Source organism: Kordiimonas lipolytica (assembly GCF_001550065.1).
On record NZ_LRUB01000031.1, the window covers coordinates 14,217 to 31,528 of the forward strand.

The 17,312-nt window shown below is 57.6% G+C and carries 15 protein-coding genes; 6 read left to right on the forward strand and 9 right to left on the reverse strand.

Features of this window, described 5'->3' with window-relative positions; translation table 11 throughout:
• The first annotated feature begins 125 nt into the window (after positions 1 to 125).
• The 3 genes from KORM41_RS22515 to KORM41_RS15485 all read left to right on the forward strand — a co-directional run bounded on the left by KORM41_RS22515 (position 126) and on the right by KORM41_RS15485 (position 1,412).
• The gene (locus KORM41_RS22515) at positions 126 to 338 is read left to right on the forward strand and encodes a DUF2933 domain-containing protein (protein ID WP_068150157.1); all 213 of its coding nucleotides are present in this window, start codon (positions 126 to 128) and stop codon (positions 336 to 338) included.
• A gap of 6 nt (positions 339 to 344) precedes the next feature.
• On the forward strand, positions 345 to 980 hold the full coding sequence (locus tag KORM41_RS15480) for a methyltransferase family protein (RefSeq protein ID WP_068150160.1): 636 nt from the start codon (positions 345 to 347) through the stop codon (positions 978 to 980).
• A 69-nt stretch (positions 981 to 1,049) separates the two neighbouring features.
• The gene (locus tag KORM41_RS15485; RefSeq protein WP_068150163.1) at positions 1,050 to 1,412 is read left to right on the forward strand and encodes a hypothetical protein; all 363 of its coding nucleotides are present in this window, start codon (positions 1,050 to 1,052) and stop codon (positions 1,410 to 1,412) included.
• Positions 1,413 to 1,466: 54 nt separating this feature from the next.
• On the opposite strand, the gene KORM41_RS15490 is transcribed toward KORM41_RS15485, so the two are convergent.
• From KORM41_RS15490 to KORM41_RS15530, 9 genes are read right to left on the reverse strand one after another with little or no spacing between them, the layout of a single operon-like run.
• Entirely contained in the window at positions 1,467 to 2,579 is a 1,113-nt protein-coding gene (locus KORM41_RS15490; protein ID WP_068150166.1) for an ABC transporter permease, read from the reverse strand.
• Positions 2,580 to 2,585: 6 nt separating this feature from the next.
• Positions 2,586 to 3,707: an ABC transporter permease gene (locus tag KORM41_RS15495; RefSeq protein WP_068150168.1), complete on the reverse strand. Its 1,122-nt coding sequence runs from the start codon at positions 3,705 to 3,707 to the stop codon at positions 2,586 to 2,588.
• Positions 3,704 to 5,419: an ATP-binding cassette domain-containing protein gene (locus KORM41_RS15500; protein ID WP_156432011.1), complete on the reverse strand. Its 1,716-nt coding sequence runs from the start codon at positions 5,417 to 5,419 to the stop codon at positions 3,704 to 3,706. The genes KORM41_RS15495 and KORM41_RS15500 overlap by 4 nt, the downstream gene beginning before the upstream one ends.
• Positions 5,403 to 6,443, reverse strand: a complete 1,041-nt coding sequence (locus tag KORM41_RS15505; protein WP_068150174.1) for an efflux RND transporter periplasmic adaptor subunit — start codon at positions 6,441 to 6,443, stop codon at positions 5,403 to 5,405. The genes KORM41_RS15500 and KORM41_RS15505 overlap by 17 nt, the downstream gene beginning before the upstream one ends.
• Positions 6,440 to 7,345: a ribose-phosphate pyrophosphokinase gene (locus tag KORM41_RS15510; protein WP_068150176.1), complete on the reverse strand. Its 906-nt coding sequence runs from the start codon at positions 7,343 to 7,345 to the stop codon at positions 6,440 to 6,442. The genes KORM41_RS15505 and KORM41_RS15510 overlap by 4 nt, the downstream gene beginning before the upstream one ends.
• Entirely contained in the window at positions 7,345 to 8,871 is a 1,527-nt protein-coding gene (locus tag KORM41_RS15515; protein ID WP_068150179.1) for a thymidine phosphorylase family protein, read from the reverse strand. The genes KORM41_RS15510 and KORM41_RS15515 overlap by 1 nt, the downstream gene beginning before the upstream one ends.
• A complete protein-coding gene (locus tag KORM41_RS15520; RefSeq protein ID WP_068150346.1) occupies positions 8,868 to 10,226 on the reverse strand; it encodes an MBL fold metallo-hydrolase RNA specificity domain-containing protein in 1,359 nt (452 codons plus the stop codon). Before KORM41_RS15520 ends, KORM41_RS15515 begins: the two co-directional genes overlap by 4 nt.
• A complete protein-coding gene (locus tag KORM41_RS15525) occupies positions 10,226 to 12,694 on the reverse strand; it encodes a phosphoketolase family protein (RefSeq protein WP_068150181.1) in 2,469 nt (822 codons plus the stop codon). Before KORM41_RS15525 ends, KORM41_RS15520 begins: the two co-directional genes overlap by 1 nt.
• Before the next feature lie 34 nt (positions 12,695 to 12,728).
• Entirely contained in the window at positions 12,729 to 13,817 is a 1,089-nt protein-coding gene (locus tag KORM41_RS15530; RefSeq protein WP_197421193.1) for an acetate/propionate family kinase, read from the reverse strand.
• Positions 13,818 to 14,113: 296 nt separating this feature from the next.
• Here KORM41_RS15530 and KORM41_RS21930 point away from each other — a divergent pair, with 296 nt between their 5' ends.
• The 3 genes from KORM41_RS21930 (at position 14,114) to KORM41_RS15545 (ending at position 17,297) form a co-directional block, all read left to right on the forward strand.
• Positions 14,114 to 14,401: a hypothetical protein gene (locus KORM41_RS21930; protein WP_156432012.1), complete on the forward strand. Its 288-nt coding sequence runs from the start codon at positions 14,114 to 14,116 to the stop codon at positions 14,399 to 14,401.
• A gap of 237 nt (positions 14,402 to 14,638) precedes the next feature.
• On the forward strand, positions 14,639 to 15,805 hold the full coding sequence (locus KORM41_RS15540; RefSeq protein WP_231727300.1) for a TolC family protein: 1,167 nt from the start codon (positions 14,639 to 14,641) through the stop codon (positions 15,803 to 15,805).
• A complete protein-coding gene (locus KORM41_RS15545) occupies positions 15,798 to 17,297 on the forward strand; it encodes an efflux RND transporter periplasmic adaptor subunit (protein ID WP_082719986.1) in 1,500 nt (499 codons plus the stop codon). Before KORM41_RS15540 ends, KORM41_RS15545 begins: the two co-directional genes overlap by 8 nt.
• Positions 17,298 to 17,312 lie beyond the last annotated feature (15 nt).

Genomic DNA, 17,312 nt, shown 5'->3' on the forward strand with positions numbered 1-17,312 from the left:
CAAGGTCAATAGGGTTTCTGCTTTTTTTTGACCCTCTGAAAATATAATGCGCCTGAAGATTTCCTGCCTTGACCTTCCTGTAACTGGAAGCCCTAAGCTCGTGCCAAACCTTTCGGAGGGCGACCATGAAAAATTCTCCAGGCTTCTTTCAAACAAGGATCGGTTTCGTGTTCATCGTGTTCCTAGCGATCGCTGGTCTGATGTTAGTTTATGAACATAGGGCTCATATAACACTCGGTGGCAATGCGCCGTTACTGCTGTTGTTGCTACTTTGCGTAGGAATGCATCTGTTCATGCATGGAGGCCATTCCCACCATGACCACAAGGATGAGGAGTAAGACACCATGGATCATTCTTCATCCTATGGTCTCTGGAGCCTCGTGATCCTGAATTCGGCCATTTTCATTTTCTTTGCTTTCAGCTTTACAAAACCAAAGACGACAACTGACTGGCGTTCCTTCGGCGTTTTCAGCGCATTCATTGTTGCTCTCTTCACCGAGATGTACGGCGTGCCGCTGACCATCTATTTCCTGTCCGGATGGCTGCAAAGCCAATTTCCTGATGTGGACTGGTTCGCGCACGATTCCGGCCACCTGCTGGAGATGATGTTCGGCTGGAAAGCCAATCCCCACTTCGGGCCATTCCATATACTGAGTATGGCCTTCATTGGCGGCGGCTTCTGGCTTCTGGCAGCCGCTTGGAACGTTCTGTACCGGGCGCAAAAGACAGGAACACTTGCGACAAGCGGGCCGTATGCCCGCATGCGCCACCCACAATATGTTGCATTTGTCCTGATCATGTTCGGGTTCCTCCTGCAGTGGCCCACCATCCTGACGCTCGCGATGTTCCCTATCCTGCTTGTTGTCTATTGGCGGCTGTCGATCACGGAAGAACACCAGGCGGAAAAGGATTTCGGCGACACCTTCACACGGTACGCCGAGCACACACCACGCTTTGTCCCAAACCTGACAGGCGCCTGATCCTCTGCCGCATTAATCCCAACACTTGGAATTTCCAAACAGATCACAATCAATTCTCAGGAGGTTTTCATGAAAAGCAAATCCATCGTTACCACATTGGCAATTGCCGCTATCGGCTTGTCGCTCACGATGCCCGTCTATGCCTACGACGATGATCACAAGGATGATCACAAAGACAGGGCGGGGCATATGATGATGAAAGACGGCATGATGATGCGGGATATGATGCGCAAGCATATGAAGGCCTGCATGACCGAGAAAATGGAAATGGATCATGAGACCGACCCAGCCAAAATCCGCAGCAACATGATGATGCAAATGGATGAGTGCATGTCGATGATGCCCATGGATAAAGGGATGAAAAAGGGCATGGACAAAGACGGCATGAAACAGGAAGGCGAGAAGAAAAAACAGCACGATCATAACCACTGATCGGCTGATCCCTCTCCTTTATGCGGTGTGTCGCCTTGGCACACCGCATTGGCATCAGGAGAGCTTGCGCCGGAACATCCAGGCACCGGCCGACAAGGTGACAAAGGCGATAGCCAGCATCGGCCACATATGGCCGACCACATCACCTGCCGGCACCGCTTTCAGGAAAACACCCCGGCAGATCGCAATAAAATGCGTCACCGGATTGGTTTGCGCCACGGTTTGCAGCCAGTCGGGCATGTTTTCCACAGGCGTCGCATAGCCGGACAACAGAACGGCAGGTACCATATACATGAAAATGCCGATGATTGCCTGCTGCTGCGTGGAGGCGAGCGATGAGATGAACAGCCCGATACCGATGATGGCCGCGAGATAAAGCGTCATGGCGGCAAAAAGCAGAAGCACCGAACCTTCGAACGGCACGCCCAAAACGAGGATACTCAGGATCAACATCGCAAGCGCGCTTGTCATGGCGATGATCAGCGCGGGAATGGTCTTCCCAACCAAAATCTCAAACGGCCGCAGCGGCGATACCAGCAACTGCTCGAAACTGCCCAGCTCGCGCTCCCGCGCGACCGAAAAAGCCGACACCATAAAGCCCACTGTGGCAATAAGCCCCGCAAACAGCCCCGGCGTCCCCGACCAGATGGTGTCGAAATTCGGGTTGAAGTAGGTTCGGGAGACAATCTCGCTGGGCGGGTTCCCGTTCCTGGGCGTTCGTGCCTCCACCTCCGCATTGAAAGCGGCAACAATTTCCCCAGCATAGCCCGCCAAAATCTGTGCAACGTTCGACCGACGGCCATCCAGAATGATCTGCACATTTGCTGTCTCGCCCCGTGCGAGCCGTTTGGAAAAGTCGGGCTGGATGTGAAGGACCATCAATGCCGCCTGGTTCTCGATAACCTCACCGATGTCGCTGTCGCTTTCCAGGTAGGTAATCTTCGTGAAGGTCGGTGCCCCGACAAAACGCGACACCAGTTCGCGGGATTCAATGCCCTGATCCTGATTGAAAACCGCAAGCGACACATTCTTAACTTCCTGCGTCAACGCGAAAGCATAGATGAGCAACAGGAACGGCGGCGCCACGAGCAGCAGAAAACGGGTTTGCCGGTCCTGGATATTGGCCCACAGTTCCTTTTTGATCAGCGCATAAAGCCGGGTCCACATGGGTGCCTACTCCAAATCCGTTCGGGTTTTCCTGACTGCCGCCATGAAAAACACCAGCCCGATCAGCGCCAGCACCAACGTATCAGTCACGATCACACCGCCCGCGTCCCCCGCCAGGAACAGCGTCTGCAGTGTTGAGACAAAATATTTGGCCGGTACGATATAGCTGACCCACTGAAGCGGCGCAGGCATGCTGTCGATCTCAAACACAAAGTTCGAAAAGTAAAAGGCCGGAAGGAAGGCTGACAGGATGGAAATCTGGGCCGCGATCAGCTGGCTTCGTGAGATAGTCGAGATCAACAGCCCCATGCCAAGCGACGTCCACATGAACACCGCGGATGTCAGCCCCAACAGCCAAAAGGACCCACGAAACGGCACGTCAAAAAGCCAGATGGCCACGCCAACCGACAGGACCATGGACGCCATGCCCAACAGAAAGTAGGGCGCAAGTTTCCCAAGAAGCAGTTCCCACCGGCCGATAGGCGTGGTCAACAGCGCCTCCATCGTGCCGCGTTCCCATTCCCGCGCCACCACAAGGGCGGTCAGCAACGCGCCGATCATGGTCATGATGATCGCCACGGACCCGGGCACCAGATAATTTTTGCTGGAGGCTTCCGGATTGTACCACAGGCGGGATACAAGGCTTACGGGCGGCGCATAGTCGATGCCGTTGCTGGATAGTTCCTGACCAAGCCAGGAGGCCCACAGAACCTGAACATAGCCACGGATCAGCTCGGCCGTATTGGCGTCCGTCCCGTCAACAAGAACCTGAATGGGTGCAGTATCCCGGCGGAAGGCGCGGCGGGAGAAATCAGCGCGTAACACCACAATACCCTTCAGATCGCCCGACACCAGTTTGCTTTCCAGGTCACGCACATCGCGGCCAGTTTCCACACGGAAGTAACTGGACGTCACCAGCGAGGCCGTAAAGCTGCCGGTCTCGGGCGTGGGCTGTTCAACCACAAGGCCAATATCATAGTGGCGCGGGTCGAACGTAACGCCGTACCCGAACAGGAACAGCAGGGTCAGCGGCAGAAAGACGGCAATGATCAGGCTGCTGGGGTCTCTTAATATCTGCCGGCTTTCCTTGCGGGCCAGGCCACATATGCGTCCCGTATTGAACCTCATGCCGCCGCCTCCTGTTTCGCCACCAGGGCAACAAAAGCGTCCTCCAGCGTGGGGTTGGGCACATCGGGCGCACGCACCTCAGATTTCAGGACATCGGGGGCGCCTGAGGCGATGATCCGGCCTTTGTTGATCAGGGCCACCTGATCACAATATTCGGCTTCGTGCAGAAAGTGGGTGGTCACAATGATAGTGACACCCCGGCTGACCATGGCGTTGATATGGCCCCAAAACTCGCGCCGTGTCTTCGGATCCACCCCGGATGTCGGTTCATCAAGGAACAGGATATCCGGCTCGTGCATCACTGCGCAGGCGAGCGCCAAGCGGCGTTTGAACCCAAGGGACAGCTCGCCCGCTCGGCTCCCGTGGTGGGCCATAAGCCCAAAAATATCGCTTACGCGGTCTATCGCATGACGGGCGCTTTTTCCCTTCAGCCCATAGATGCCCGCAAAGAAGATCAGGTTCTGAAACACGCTCAGGTCGCCATAGAGGGCAAACCCTTGCGCCATATAGCCAATTCGGCCACGCACCATGCTCGGCGCCTTCCGGAGGTCCAGCCCTGCGACCGAAGCATTGCCCGCGCTGGGCTTCAAAAGCCCACACAGCATTTTGAAGGTGGTGGATTTCCCCGCGCCGTTCGGCCCGATCAAGCCAAAAATCTCACCCCGACCGACGGAGAAGCTGACCCTGTCCGCCGCCACAAATTCGCCAAACCTGCGCGTCAGCCCATCGGCCCGGATCGAGAAATCGCTACCGTTCCGCGCCACTTCAGCCATATCCGCGAAAGGCGAGGCACTGAGACGCGCGCCACCGAGCAAGGCGATGAAGGCATCTTCAAATCTCGGCTCAACAGGCACGATATCGACGTCATCTTCAATGCCCAGAGAGCGCGGTGTCGGCCTCTCAGCCCCCACCCCCATAAGGAAGCGAACCTCGTGCCCTTCGATCGTCGCGTCAAGCACGCCGTCCTGCTGCATGATCTTGGCCAACGTCCTGCGCTGACCCGACACAAGGCCGCGCACAGCATAGGTTTGGCCTGCCATGCGGTCAGTCGCCACAGCAGGCGGCCCGCTATATAAAACCCGGCCGCTTTCCAGCAACAGTACGGACGAACAGCGCGCCGCCTCATCCAGATAGGCGGTACTCCACACGACCGCCATACCCTGGCCCGCCAGCTGCTGCGTCATCGCCCATAGTTCCCGCCGCGAGATCGGATCCACGCCCACGCTTGGCTCATCCAGCAGCAGGATTTTGGGTGTTCGGATGAGCGCACACGCGAGGCCAAGCTTCTGCTTCATCCCGCCTGAAAGCCGCCCGGCGAGCCGTGCCGTGAACGGGCCAAGCCCGGTAAAATGCAAAAGCGTTTCAGAGCGCGCCGGTCTTTCCGCTTTGGGCAGTGACCGCAAATCTGCATAAAGTTGCAGGTTTTCCATGACCGTCAGGTCTTCATACAGGCCGAAATGCTGCGGCATATAGGCCAGATGATCACGCCCCCCGCCGCCGTCGCGGCTATCCTTGCCATCAACCAGAATGCGCCCTTCATCGGGATTAAGAAGCCCTGCCATCATCCGAAGCAAGGTGGTTTTGCCCGCGCCGTCGGGGCCAACAATACCCGTTATCTCGCCGGGCATCAGGCTGGCGGATACATCTGTGATCGCCGCGCGACAGCTGCCAAAGCTTTTGCTGACCGCCTGTATGTCAATCAGCGGCTGCACCGGCCACTGCCCCTTTCGGCACAAGAACCACGGTCACCGGCATACCCTGCCGCAAACCGTCGTCATCACTGTCTACAATCACCCGTACACGATAGACAAGGCGCGTACGCAACTCTCTGGTTTCCACTGTCTTCGGTGTGAATTCCGCAACCGGTGAGATGAAACCGACCTGGCCTTCAAATGTGCCCCCGGAATCCGTCTGCACGGTTGCTTTCATACCGGGCGTGACAAACCCAAGCTGCGGTTCTTCCACATAGGTACGAACCCAGACCGGCGACTTCAGGCTCAGGTTCAGGATGGGCTCCCCCGCCTGAATGATGGCGCCGGGCTCCCGCACGCGGGTCAGGATGGTGCCTTCGTTGGGAGCAAAAAGGTCCGTGTCTGCCAGCCGACGCTGGGCGAGCGACAGCGCCGCCGCGTCCGCCCCGTGGGCAGCCCGGGCGCGCTCGATTTCCTCATCCCTCGGCCCAGCTTTCACAAGATTGAGCGTCTCGATGGCCGACTGAAGGCGGGCCTCGGCTTCCAGCAGCGCGGCTTCGGCATCTTCGTGCGCCTGATGTGCGGTAAAGCCTTCTTCCGCGAGCTCAGCCCGCCGCTTCACGGTGCGTCTTGCATTCTGAACCGTGGCCCGCCGTTCCTCAACTAGGGCCTCGGCCTGGGCAATTTCTTGCGGCCGGGCGCCGTTTTCAAGCTGATTGAGGGCAGCCGCACTGGCATCAAACCGGGCCTGCGCCAGCGCGACGTCATCAACAAAATCGGGCTTTTCAAGGGTTGCCAGTTTCTGGCCGGGCATCACCCGGTCCCCTTCTTCGACCTGCAATTGGTCCACACGACCGGAAACCTTGAAGCCTAGATTGACCTGCCGCACATCCACGTTGCCATAAAGTATGATCTGTTCGGGAACACAGGTCGCTGGAACACCACCAGCCGTGCAGACACTGTCATCTTGCTGCCAAACCCACGCCGCCGCGGCAAGGGCAGCTACAACCGCACCTATTGCGATATATCGAATTGTCTGGTTCATGATACGCCCTGTTTGGTGCTAAGAAGCGCCTGCATTCCACTGGCGATCAAACCGGTCAGGTCAATTGCGTTTGTCGAATGCGGCACAGCGTTGCAGGTAACGATCCTGCTCGCCCCACTATTCTTCAGTACCTCATACCCGTCACCCGCGAAGATGGCATGCACACCAATGCATACCGGCGGTTTCATTCCAGCATTCTTCAAATGGGAGATCGTTTCGATCATTGTCCGTGCCGTGGAAATGATATCATCTACCAGCACCGGCGTTCTGTCGTGCCACCGGTCTGCGTGCGGCACACTGACCTCCACATCGCGGTCTCCATGCCTGACTTTCGTAAGCACGATGAAAGGCATGTCGGCGACCTCGGCCACGGCCTTCACCCACTGTTCGCTTTCACCATCAGGCCCCACAAGAAGGGCGTCCGGCACATTATGGGCTATCCAGTCACCGATAACCGGTGCCGCATGAAGCGCACTGGCTGGAATGGAATAAATCTCAGAGAGGCTCTTGCGCCGGTGCAAATGCGGATCGACCGTAATCATCCAGTCCAGCGCGTTATTGACCAGTTTGGCGAAGGAAGCGGAGGTAATCGCTTCACCCTCATGGAACCGTTTGTCCTGGCGCATATAAGCCAGATAGGGCGCCACCAGCCCCACATCTTCAGCGCCAAGATCATGCATAAGATCAGCAGCGAAGAGCAGCGGCAAAGCCGAACGATCAGGCCGCGCAAGATCCGCGACCAGTACCACCCTTTGGTCCCGACACGGCGTATGGGCCCGCACATATATTTCACCATCAGGGAACTGGTGCACTTCCAGGCTGCCAACCTTGGCCTGCGCCCTGTGGGCCAAATCTTTTGCCAATGTTTCCGCGCCTGGCAAGGCATAATAGATAAACCCCATCAGTTGACCTCCACGGCAATAATATCTGGGTTTTGGTCCACATAGGCCAGCGCGTACGCAAGCTCACCCGTGGTTTCTGCATGCATCTCATAGAGCAGTGCGCCAGCTTCTACACTGTCGCCCACACACACTCTCATCAGCACGCCTGCGGCTTTGGCATCGGGGGCGCCCAGCAGCTTTGCCACCTGGGCGATGCGGCGGTTGTCGATACGCACTACCCGTCCGCCTTTTGCCGCCTCAACCGCCCGCCGATGCTTTACGACAGGCGGCTCAGCCAAGCCACCCTGGGCCATGCAGATGGCTTCAAACTTCTTGAAGGCGCGGCCGTCGTCCAGGGTGGCAGTGGCGCAGGCTGCACCCGCGCCCGCGTCCACACAGCCCGCCATTTCAAGCAGGCATCCGGCAAGGGTGATGGCGCGGTCTCGCAGGTCCTCTGGCGCGTCCTGTTCGCACCTGAGAACAGACAGCACATCCCGCGCCTCAAGGGCTGGGCCGATACCACGCCCCACTGGTTCTGTCCCATCACTCAGGACTGCTTGCGCTTTCAGGCCAAAGGCCGCCGCGACACCCAGAAGGCTGGCCTTCAGTTTCTCCGCAGCCTCAAGGGACCGCACCTTGGCCGTCGGCCCATAAGGGATATCAAGGACAAGATGGGTGGCCCCGGCGGCGATCTTTTTCGACAGCACCGAGGCAACAAGTTGGCCGTCGCTATCGATATCAAGCGCGCGTTCGATACGGATCAGCAGGTCGTCAGCTGGGCTGAGACGCACCGCCCCACCCCAAGCGAGGCAGGCGCCTTCGCTTTCCACCACCCGCCGGATGGCCGCAAGGTCAAGATCAACCTTGGTCAGCACCTCCATCGTATCCGCCGTACCAGCGGGCGAGGTGATGGCGCGCGACGATGTCTTGGGCATCAGGAGGCCGTTCGCCGCCACAATGGCAACAACGATCGGCGTGGTCCGGTTCCCGGGCAGGCCGCCGATACAATGCTTGTCCACCACTGGCGTGCGCGGCCATTCAAGCCTGTCGCCCACGTCAACCATGGCTTTGGTCAAGGCAATACGTTCTGCCCCATCCAGATCGCGGGCGGAGCATGCCGTGATGAAGGCGGCGGTTTCCACATCGGAATAGCGTCCTTCGGTCAGGTCACGAACGATGATAGACAGGTCATCGCCCTCAAAGGCGCGGCCATAAATTTTGCCCCTAACTTTCCTGAGCGATTCCAAAAGCGCCGGGTGGGACAGTGAGATGCAATCCCCTTCGCTCGCGCCGAGCAACGCCCAGGCCCGCTCAGACAGACTTGCCTCGCCGTCGGACAACAGGTCGGTGCTAACATGATGAACCGTTGCGATGATGAACCTGTCGCCCAGGTCCACACGGACTCGCGCCTGTGCGCTGAAGCCCTCGGCCCGACAAACGGCACAGTCTTCGCGCATATAGATGATATGATCAGAGCGGCTGTTGATGCCAAGCCGCTTGAGCCGGATACCCAGATGGCACGCCCCTTCTTCCCCCGAGGTGGTCATGACAGCTCAACCTCTTGCCCCAGTTCCGGGATTTCACAGTGCCAGCCGAGCTCATCCCTTATTCTGGTGGCAAGCGCGGCCGACGCCTCAGGTTCGCCGTGGGTGACAAAGGTTGTTTTGGGCGGATGCTTGAAGCCGGAAAGCCATTCAAGGATTTCGTCACTGTCTGCGTGCGCAGACAAGGCATCAAGATTTTCAACCTGCGCATTGACCGGAATGTAGGACCCATGGATCTTGATCTGACGTGCGCCTTCAACCATTGCCCGACCGCGCGTACCCGCCGCCTGAAACCCGGTGAACAGGATGGTGTTCCGCCTGTCCGCCGCATAATGCTTGAGATGGTGCAAAATCCGCCCCCCTGTTGCCATGCCGCTCGCGGAGATGATGATCGCAGGCATCGCGAGATATGTCAGCTTCTTCGATTCTTCGACCTTGCGGGTATATTTGGCGACCGAGCAGGCTGTTTTACATTCAGCATCGGAAAGGCGGTGTACCGCCCGGTTTTCGCAATAGATATGGCTGGCATTGATCGCCATCGGGCTATCAAGGAACACTGGCAGGTCCGGTATCCGGCCCGCCTTCTTCAGCCGCGAAATGTGATAGAGGAGCGACTGGGTCCGCCCAACAGCAAAAGCTGGTACGATCACCGAACCACCCCGCGCCGCCGTGCTGGAAATAATATCCGCAAGCCTTGCTTCCACATCCAATGACTCATGCTTGCGGTTCCCGTATGTGGATTCCACCATCAGATAGTCGGCATGGTCTATCTGCGCCGGGCGCGGCATTACAGGGTCTGTCATGCGCCCCAGATCGCCTGAGAAAACAATGGTACGCCCTTCCATCTGCAGCGTGATGGTAGAGGCTCCCAGAATATGTCCCGCTGTCCGGAAAGTTGCTTCAATGCCGTTCTGCACATGCATCGGGTGATCAAACGCTTGCGGCCGCAAGAGGCCAATCGCCTTCTCTGCATCCTCGCTTGTGTAAAGCGGGCGTGCCGGCTTGTGTTTGGAGAAACCATAACGGTTCGCGAACTCGGCATCCTTTTCCTGCAGGTAGGCGCTATCGCGCAGCAGGATGTCGCACAACTCGGCCGTTGCACCAGTGCAATAGATGGGGCCCTTGAAACCCTCTTTCGCCAACAGCGGCAGATAGCCGGAATGGTCAAGGTGCGCGTGGGTCAGCAAAACCGCGTCGATGGTCGAAGGCGCGACCTCAAGCGGTGCCCAGTTCTTCAGGCGCAAGTCCTTGAGCCCCTGGAAAAGGCCACAATCCACCATGATTTTAGAGTCCGCCCCGGACAGGAGATATTTGGACCCTGTAACGGTGCCCGCCGCCCCTATGAATGCCAGTTTCATCATTGGATATCTCCTTTACTGTTGCGCCATAGTGGCTCTGGGTCCGCCTTCCCGTGGATCGCTGCAATTTCACCTTCACTCAGAAATTGGGCTGGATCGACCTGTAACCCCTTCGCGACCTTCTCAAGTGCGTGGGCCCATGTGCAGCCGTTCGCGAACAGCATGCCATTTTCATCAAGCGTGCCGCCACGGTTGGCATACCCAAGAACAAATGTCTTTCCCGGTCCCGTATCAAGCGGTCGGGTCGTTCCCAGAAACGGGGCGGCCCGCATGTGCGTGAGCATCACCCGAATGTCTGCTGCGTCTGGAAACAGCTCACCACGAATACTGTCTGCTGCCACCATCGCCGCTTCGCGTTCGTCGCGTGGCTCTCGGAATCTGCCGGGTTCCAACAGATACACCAGACCATGGGCGATACCGCGTTCATCAAGTCGCCCGGAGGCCTTCAATGCTTCCGCCAATTGATAGGCACCGCAGGCGACCAGAATAACCTTTTCATCAGGCCCACCTTGTCCCTTCAGCCTGACTGCCCCTTCGGCAACCAGTTGCTGCGCCTGCTCTGGCGTAAAGAAGTTCGGTTGCGGCCTTTTGGGTGTCACGAGGGACCAGATGGTTCCCTTGCTTTCATAAACCGCCCGAAGGCTGGTTTGGGCGCTGTTCCAATCAGCAGGGAACAAGACGCGGGACACGTCCGACATCTCACCCAACAGGGCTTCACACAAAGTTGGGTCCTGGTGCGATTGTTCGTTCTTGCCGTTTTCCCAAGTGTGGGATGTCAACAAGATCGGCACACCAAGCCAACCAGGTTCCTGCCCCGCAACCCTTCGGTGCCGCGCGAAGATGATTTCCTGCCTGAGCGCACCCAGCATCTTGACGGCAAAGGCTTCATACGAGCAGACGAGGTTCAGGCCGCCCTTGTTCCCAAGCGCCGCACATACAACGGCTTCTTCATTGAGGGCCGTCACGACAGCACCATCAACGGCTTCTGCCACACCCTCCTCCGGAGCCGTAACCCTGTGCTTGAGAAGATCAAGCGTCGCATTCAGCTTGTTGCTGCGCATCTCATCGGGGTTGCCCACGCGTGGCCGCAGCCCGGGGTTGGACCGAACCATACTGCAAAAATACTCATCAATGCCAGCCATGGGGGAGCAGGTCTGCTCATCGCCAACATTCTTCCACGTCGGCTCCGGCAGAACAGTGTCCGGCAGCTTGCGCGATACCAGTGGATGGTCTCGCTCCATTGGGCGACCCTGCGCTTCATGCTGGTTCAATAACTGAACCGCCTCTGCCAAGGCGTCCTTGGGCACAAAGAGCGCCTTTGCCCCTTCATTGAAGGCCGCCCTCGCTGCGTCGTTGGCATGGGGATTTTCGACCAGTGGCAGATTATGAGCCGCATTGGTGCCCGCACCTGGAAAACCGAAACCCTTTTCCGTTTCCGCGATGCCATAATGAAGCGGCACAGGATACTGTCCAGTGCCTTTTTTACAGGCGCTCGCACAAGCTGACAACCGAGCCTCGATTTCAAAAATGGCCCACGCAAAGGCCGCCGGGTCCCGCCCATCCAGATCGATGGGGTCAAATCCATTCAGGCGAAGATGATCGCGGAACCAGTCAACACCGCCGCTTTGGGCCATGGTTGACCGTTGGTCAATCCGGCGACCGTTGGCGATCATGATCGGGGCAACCAGCCCACTGTCTTCGGCGCGCCACCACCGGGCCGCCCAGTCGCTGCCCCTTTGCTCTTCGAATGCGCCGTCGCTCAGGAATGCCACCAGCTTTTCGCCGGGCAAAGGCATGTGGGGATACAGTAGTTCTGCAAACCCCAGATAGCCGCCTTCGATCATGCCGCCTCCAGTCTGCGGATTGACATGGCTGCCAAGCGGCGACAGTGGGTACCCGTCATACCCAACAGCATAGGAGTAGAAATCCTGCACGAACCGTGTCGCCCCGTCATCCGTCCAGTCGTATCGCCTAGCCTGCTCGGGGGACATATTGTTGGTGATCAGATTGGTCGCATCGATCGCCGCCACACAGTGCCCCTGGCCCATCAGCCAGGACCTGGTTTCACCGCTGAGCGCATTTGCAAGCAAATAGCCCACATAACCGATCGCCATATTGAGCGAACCGCCAGTGTGGCCTTGGGGTTCCGCTTTGAAATCGCTCGCCTCCATCGTACGACCGTCCGTATAGACGCGACCGGCGTAGGTCATATGCGCAACCATCCACATGGCCGCGCTTGCCACCTTGTCCGCAGCCTTCAGCCGCGCATATCCCTCGGCTGCACTTTGCAAACTTCCATTTTCCACCAACATCATCACCATGTCGTGGGCACGCACCTGGGTCAGGTCGTCGTGGCGGATAACGCCATAGCCCGCCGCCCATGTGGCGAATGCCTCGTTGTTGGCGCGGAAGGCTTCGGCACGGGCCCGAATCCTGTGTCGTTCGTGGGCGGGAAATTGCGCTAACATGATTACACTCCATTCCTTTCGGTCACCCAGTCGATCACCTGGCTGGTTGGGCAAACAGCCGGGCAGCTTCGTCTGCCATAAATCTGTTTTCGTCGAGCACCACGACTTCAACAGTCACGTTGCTTTGGGGGGCAGAAATCACACCTCCCGATCCGTCACAGCTTGCGTTGCGACAGTCATCCATCTCGACGCCCAGAAATGCCAGTCCATCGAAACAGCGCCGTCTGATTTCAGGGAGGTGCTCGCCAATACCGCCACCAATAACGATGGCATCTAGTCCCCCGAGCGCCGCAACATAAGCCCCGACATATTTCCGGATACGGTAACAGTACATATCAACCGCAAGTTTTGATTGATCATCGTCAAGCAAGAGAAGGTCTTTTAAGCTCGTGTTACCCCCCGAAACTCCATGCAGGCCGGATCGGCGGTTTAGAAGATCCTCAATCTCGCTTACCGACAGGCCTTTCTCCTGCTGCAGATACAAAAGGACACCAGGATCAATATCACCGCATCGGCTGTTCATCATCAGGCCTTCAAGGGGCGTGAAGCCCATGGACGTGTCAACAGCGCGCCCGTCCCTGACCGCGCAGGCGGAAGCCCCCGAACCAAGCTGCAGACTGATCACGCGACGGGCCTGAGGATTGCGTTTGACGGCTGCCTGCCACATCAAGTGGTGCGCGATACCGTGAAACCCCAAACGCCGGATGCCCAGGCGGGCCGGAATGGCATAAAGCGCGGCATAGTCCGGCATATTGTGAGAGAAGGCGCTATCAAACACTGCCACCTGCGGCACAGCCGCCCCAAACAGCGCCCGACAGGCTTCGATCAGCTCAAGCGCCAAGGGGTTGTGCAGAGGAGCCAGCGGGCTGTTGGCCTTGATGGCTGCAACGACTTTATCGTCAATGAAACAGCTTTCACCATAGGCCGCACCGGCGTGGACAATTCGGTGACAAACTGCTGTGGGGGTCGCATTGCCCTGGGCCTCAATGAATTGACCTATATGTCGGGACAGAACAGTCGCGCCGCCTTTACCGTCGAAGGGCGCCGTCGTGGCGGACCCAGCCTCCCCATCATGCCAGCCAAGCCGCAAACTGGAACTGCCTATGTTGACGGTAAGAAACATTGATCGCACCTTTCGCTTCAGGCAACACATACCGCCTCGATTCCTGAGCAGGCTAAACCTTCCACAAACTGGAAGGTCAAACAGGAAATTGGATTAACGACACACGCCACGATCAACTCGATGTGAACTGTGAAAAGCCCCTTGACCCTGAACTATGGTACAGGGATATGCTTCTGGGCATGCGATTCGTCAGACACATATATGGCGCCCTATTGGCTGCGCTCCTGTTTGTCTCTCTCGCCAGCGCTCCGGTGATGGCGAAGGTTGCTGCGCATGCCTGTTGTCCAGAAACAGAAATGTCTTTTTCAACGACCTATATGGACGGCACGCTCATCCATAGCCAGCATGTCAAAAGCATGGGGCAATATAATGCTCATGGCGACCATGACCGCAGCTCTTCCAAAGCTCCCTGCAGCATCGCATGCTGTGCTGGTTTCGCCAATATTGTCGCGCTGCCCGACCCTTTGGGCAAACAGGACGACTACTATGGTGCGGCACCACTTTATGAGCTGACGCCCCAAGTTGGCCTTTCCGTAACACACTCCATCGTCACCCCCCCTCCACGCCTCCTGACTTTTTCCTAAGGTAGCATTGGTCCGCCAATCTGCGCCTTATGCTGGTATACTTGCTCTACCAGCCAACCATTCCTGTCCTTTGTCAGTTGAGGTTTAGACATGTACCGACAGACGTCCCTAGTCGCTATCGCGACTATTATGATGGCCGTTCCGGGATTGGCATCTGAAAATGCTGTCCCCATAGAGGTAGCGCCAGCTACTCCACGCACCACTATGCAACAAGATGAGCACCAACCCGCCCTTACGATGAAAGAGGCCGTTAGGCTGGCGCTCAATTCCGACGACCCCTATCTTCTGGAGCCCGGCGTTCGCGCGAGCGCCCAACAGGACCGCGCTGTGGCTGACTCGCAGTTGCCCGATCCAAAATTCCGGGCCACATTCGCCAATTGGCCGACAAATAGCTTCAGCTATACCCAAGAACCGATGACTCAGCTTCAGCTGGGATTGAGCCAGAGCTTTCCAAAGGGTGATACGCTCAAATTCAATCGCCAGAAACGGCAGGCATTGGCAGGAATGGAACAGGCCAGACTGGACCTACGCCGCCGCGAGATTGTGCTCGACACACGGCAAAACTGGCTTGATCTCTATTATTGGACTGCTGCCCGGGAAAAGGTCCTGGCCAGCAGAACGGCCATCGCCGAACTGATCGAAGTCATTGAAGCCATCTATGCGACGGGTCGGGAAACCAGTCAGGACGTGTTCCGTGCGGAGCTGGAATTAAGCCTGCTGGATGACCGGCTGGTAGAAATTGACCGCCAAGACGCAATGGTACGTGCCCGACTTGCCCGCCGTATAGGGCAAGACGCGGCCACCAAACAAGTCACCGCGTCCCTACCCCCAATGCGTCATCCTTCCGATATTGCACCACTGACGGAACGCCTCAGCCAACACCCTGCGGCCCGTGTGCAGGAAGCCAATGTGGCGGTAGCGGACAAAGACGTTGGCGTGGCTCGGGAGCAATATAAGCCCGGCTGGTCGGTGAACGTGGGTTATGGCGCACGTGGGGCCGACAGGGCCGACCTAGCTACCGTCGGTGTCGTGATGGATGTGCCCTTATTTACCCAGAAACGCCAGGACAAGCGCCTATCTGCCGCCAAGAAAGACCGGCAGGCCGCCCAGTTGGGGCATGACACCGTCCTTCTTGACCTGAAAAAGATGCTCGACAGCAGCTATGCCGACTGGCAGCGGCTGCAGAAACGCGTGGGCTTGTTCCAATCCGTTGTTATCAAGCGGGCAAAGGAAACGTCCGAGGCGTCCCTGACATCTTATCAAAATGGGGTCACCGACTTTGCAGAACTTGTTCGGGCCCGGCTCGCTGAACTGGATGCGGAGCTTAATCTGCTCAAGCTCCAGAGCGAACGCATGAAGGCCCAGGCTCAACTATTATTCCTCGAGGGGGAAGACGATGCGTAAGACATTAATGATTACTACGGCCACGCTTGCAGTAGGGATTGCCCTTGGCTATGCGGGCAGTCAACTGACAGTCCCAGGCGCCAGTGAAACTGCTGGTTCTGCCAAATCCGGCGAACGCGAAATCCTGTATTGGGTTGCGCCAATGGACGCCAACTATCGCCGCGACCAACCAGGTAAGTCACCGATGGGGATGGACCTGATCCCCGTCTATGCCGATGAAGCCGGTGGTGGGGATGACGCCAACGCGCTGAAAATCAGTGCCGCGGTCGTCAACAATCTTGGTGTCCGGACAGCTGCAGCCACCGTTGCCGATATGACCCGAGAGATCGAAACCGTGGGCTATATCGACATGGACGAAGACAAGACGGCCCATGTCCATGTTCGGACGGCTGGCTGGGTTGAAAAACTGTACCGGAAGGCCGTTGGTGAGGAAGTCAGGAAAGGCGAACTGATTTTCGAACTGTATTCACCTGAACTGGTGAATGCCCAGACGGAATTCCTGCAGGCAATACGCCTGAAGCAGGAGGGCCTGACCCGTGCCTCGCAGGAACGCCTGCGAGCCCTGGGCATGACAGACGGCCAAATCTCGGACATTAGGAAAAGCGGCACTGTCAAACAGCTTGTTGAGGTTCGCGCCCCTCAGGACGGGGTCATTGTAGACTTGGGCATTGGCGAAGGCATGTACATCCAGCCCGCCAAGACCGTCTTTTCACTGGCCGACCTGTCAACAGTGTGGGTGATGGTTGATGTTTTCGAAGGTCAAAGCGATTGGGTCGCAGAAGGCCAGAAGGCAACAATGCAACTGCCATTCCTGCCAGGAGAGACCTGGGACGGAACGGTTAACTATGTCTACCCGATGGTTGACCCTAAAAGCAGGACCGTACAAGTGCGGCTTGCGTTCCCCAACAAAGATGGCCGTCTGAAGCCCAACATGTATGGCGAGATCAGCATTATGGCGGCACCAGAATCCGGCGTTCTTTCCATTCCGCGTGAAGCCCTGATCCGCACAGGTAAGACAGACCGGGTTATCCTGGCCCTCGGAGACGGGCGTTTCCGGCCCGCTGAAGTGATCGCAGGCCATGAGAGCGGCGACAGAGTCGGCATCAAGGCTGGCCTTGAAGCAGGCGAGCGTGTTGTGACCTCCGGACAGTTCCTGATCGATAGCGAAGCCAGCATCAACAGCGCATTCCTGCGCATGCTTGACGCCGGTGCCCCTATGGCGGACATGGCCATGCCGAATGACGACACGTCGCCTTCACCTGAAGAGGTTCAAATCCATCACGGCATGGGGACGGTCAATTCGATTGCGGGCAGCACGATCAACCTGACTCATGATCCGATCCAGTCATTGGGCTGGCCGGAAATGACCATGGATTTCACCGTGGCGCCAGAGGTGGATCTTTCCCTTTTCGAACCAGGTGACCGGATGCACTTCCAACTTCAGCAAGGCGAGGATGGACCCTTCATCATCGTCTCAGCCATGAAAATGTAGAAGACGGAGTTTGAA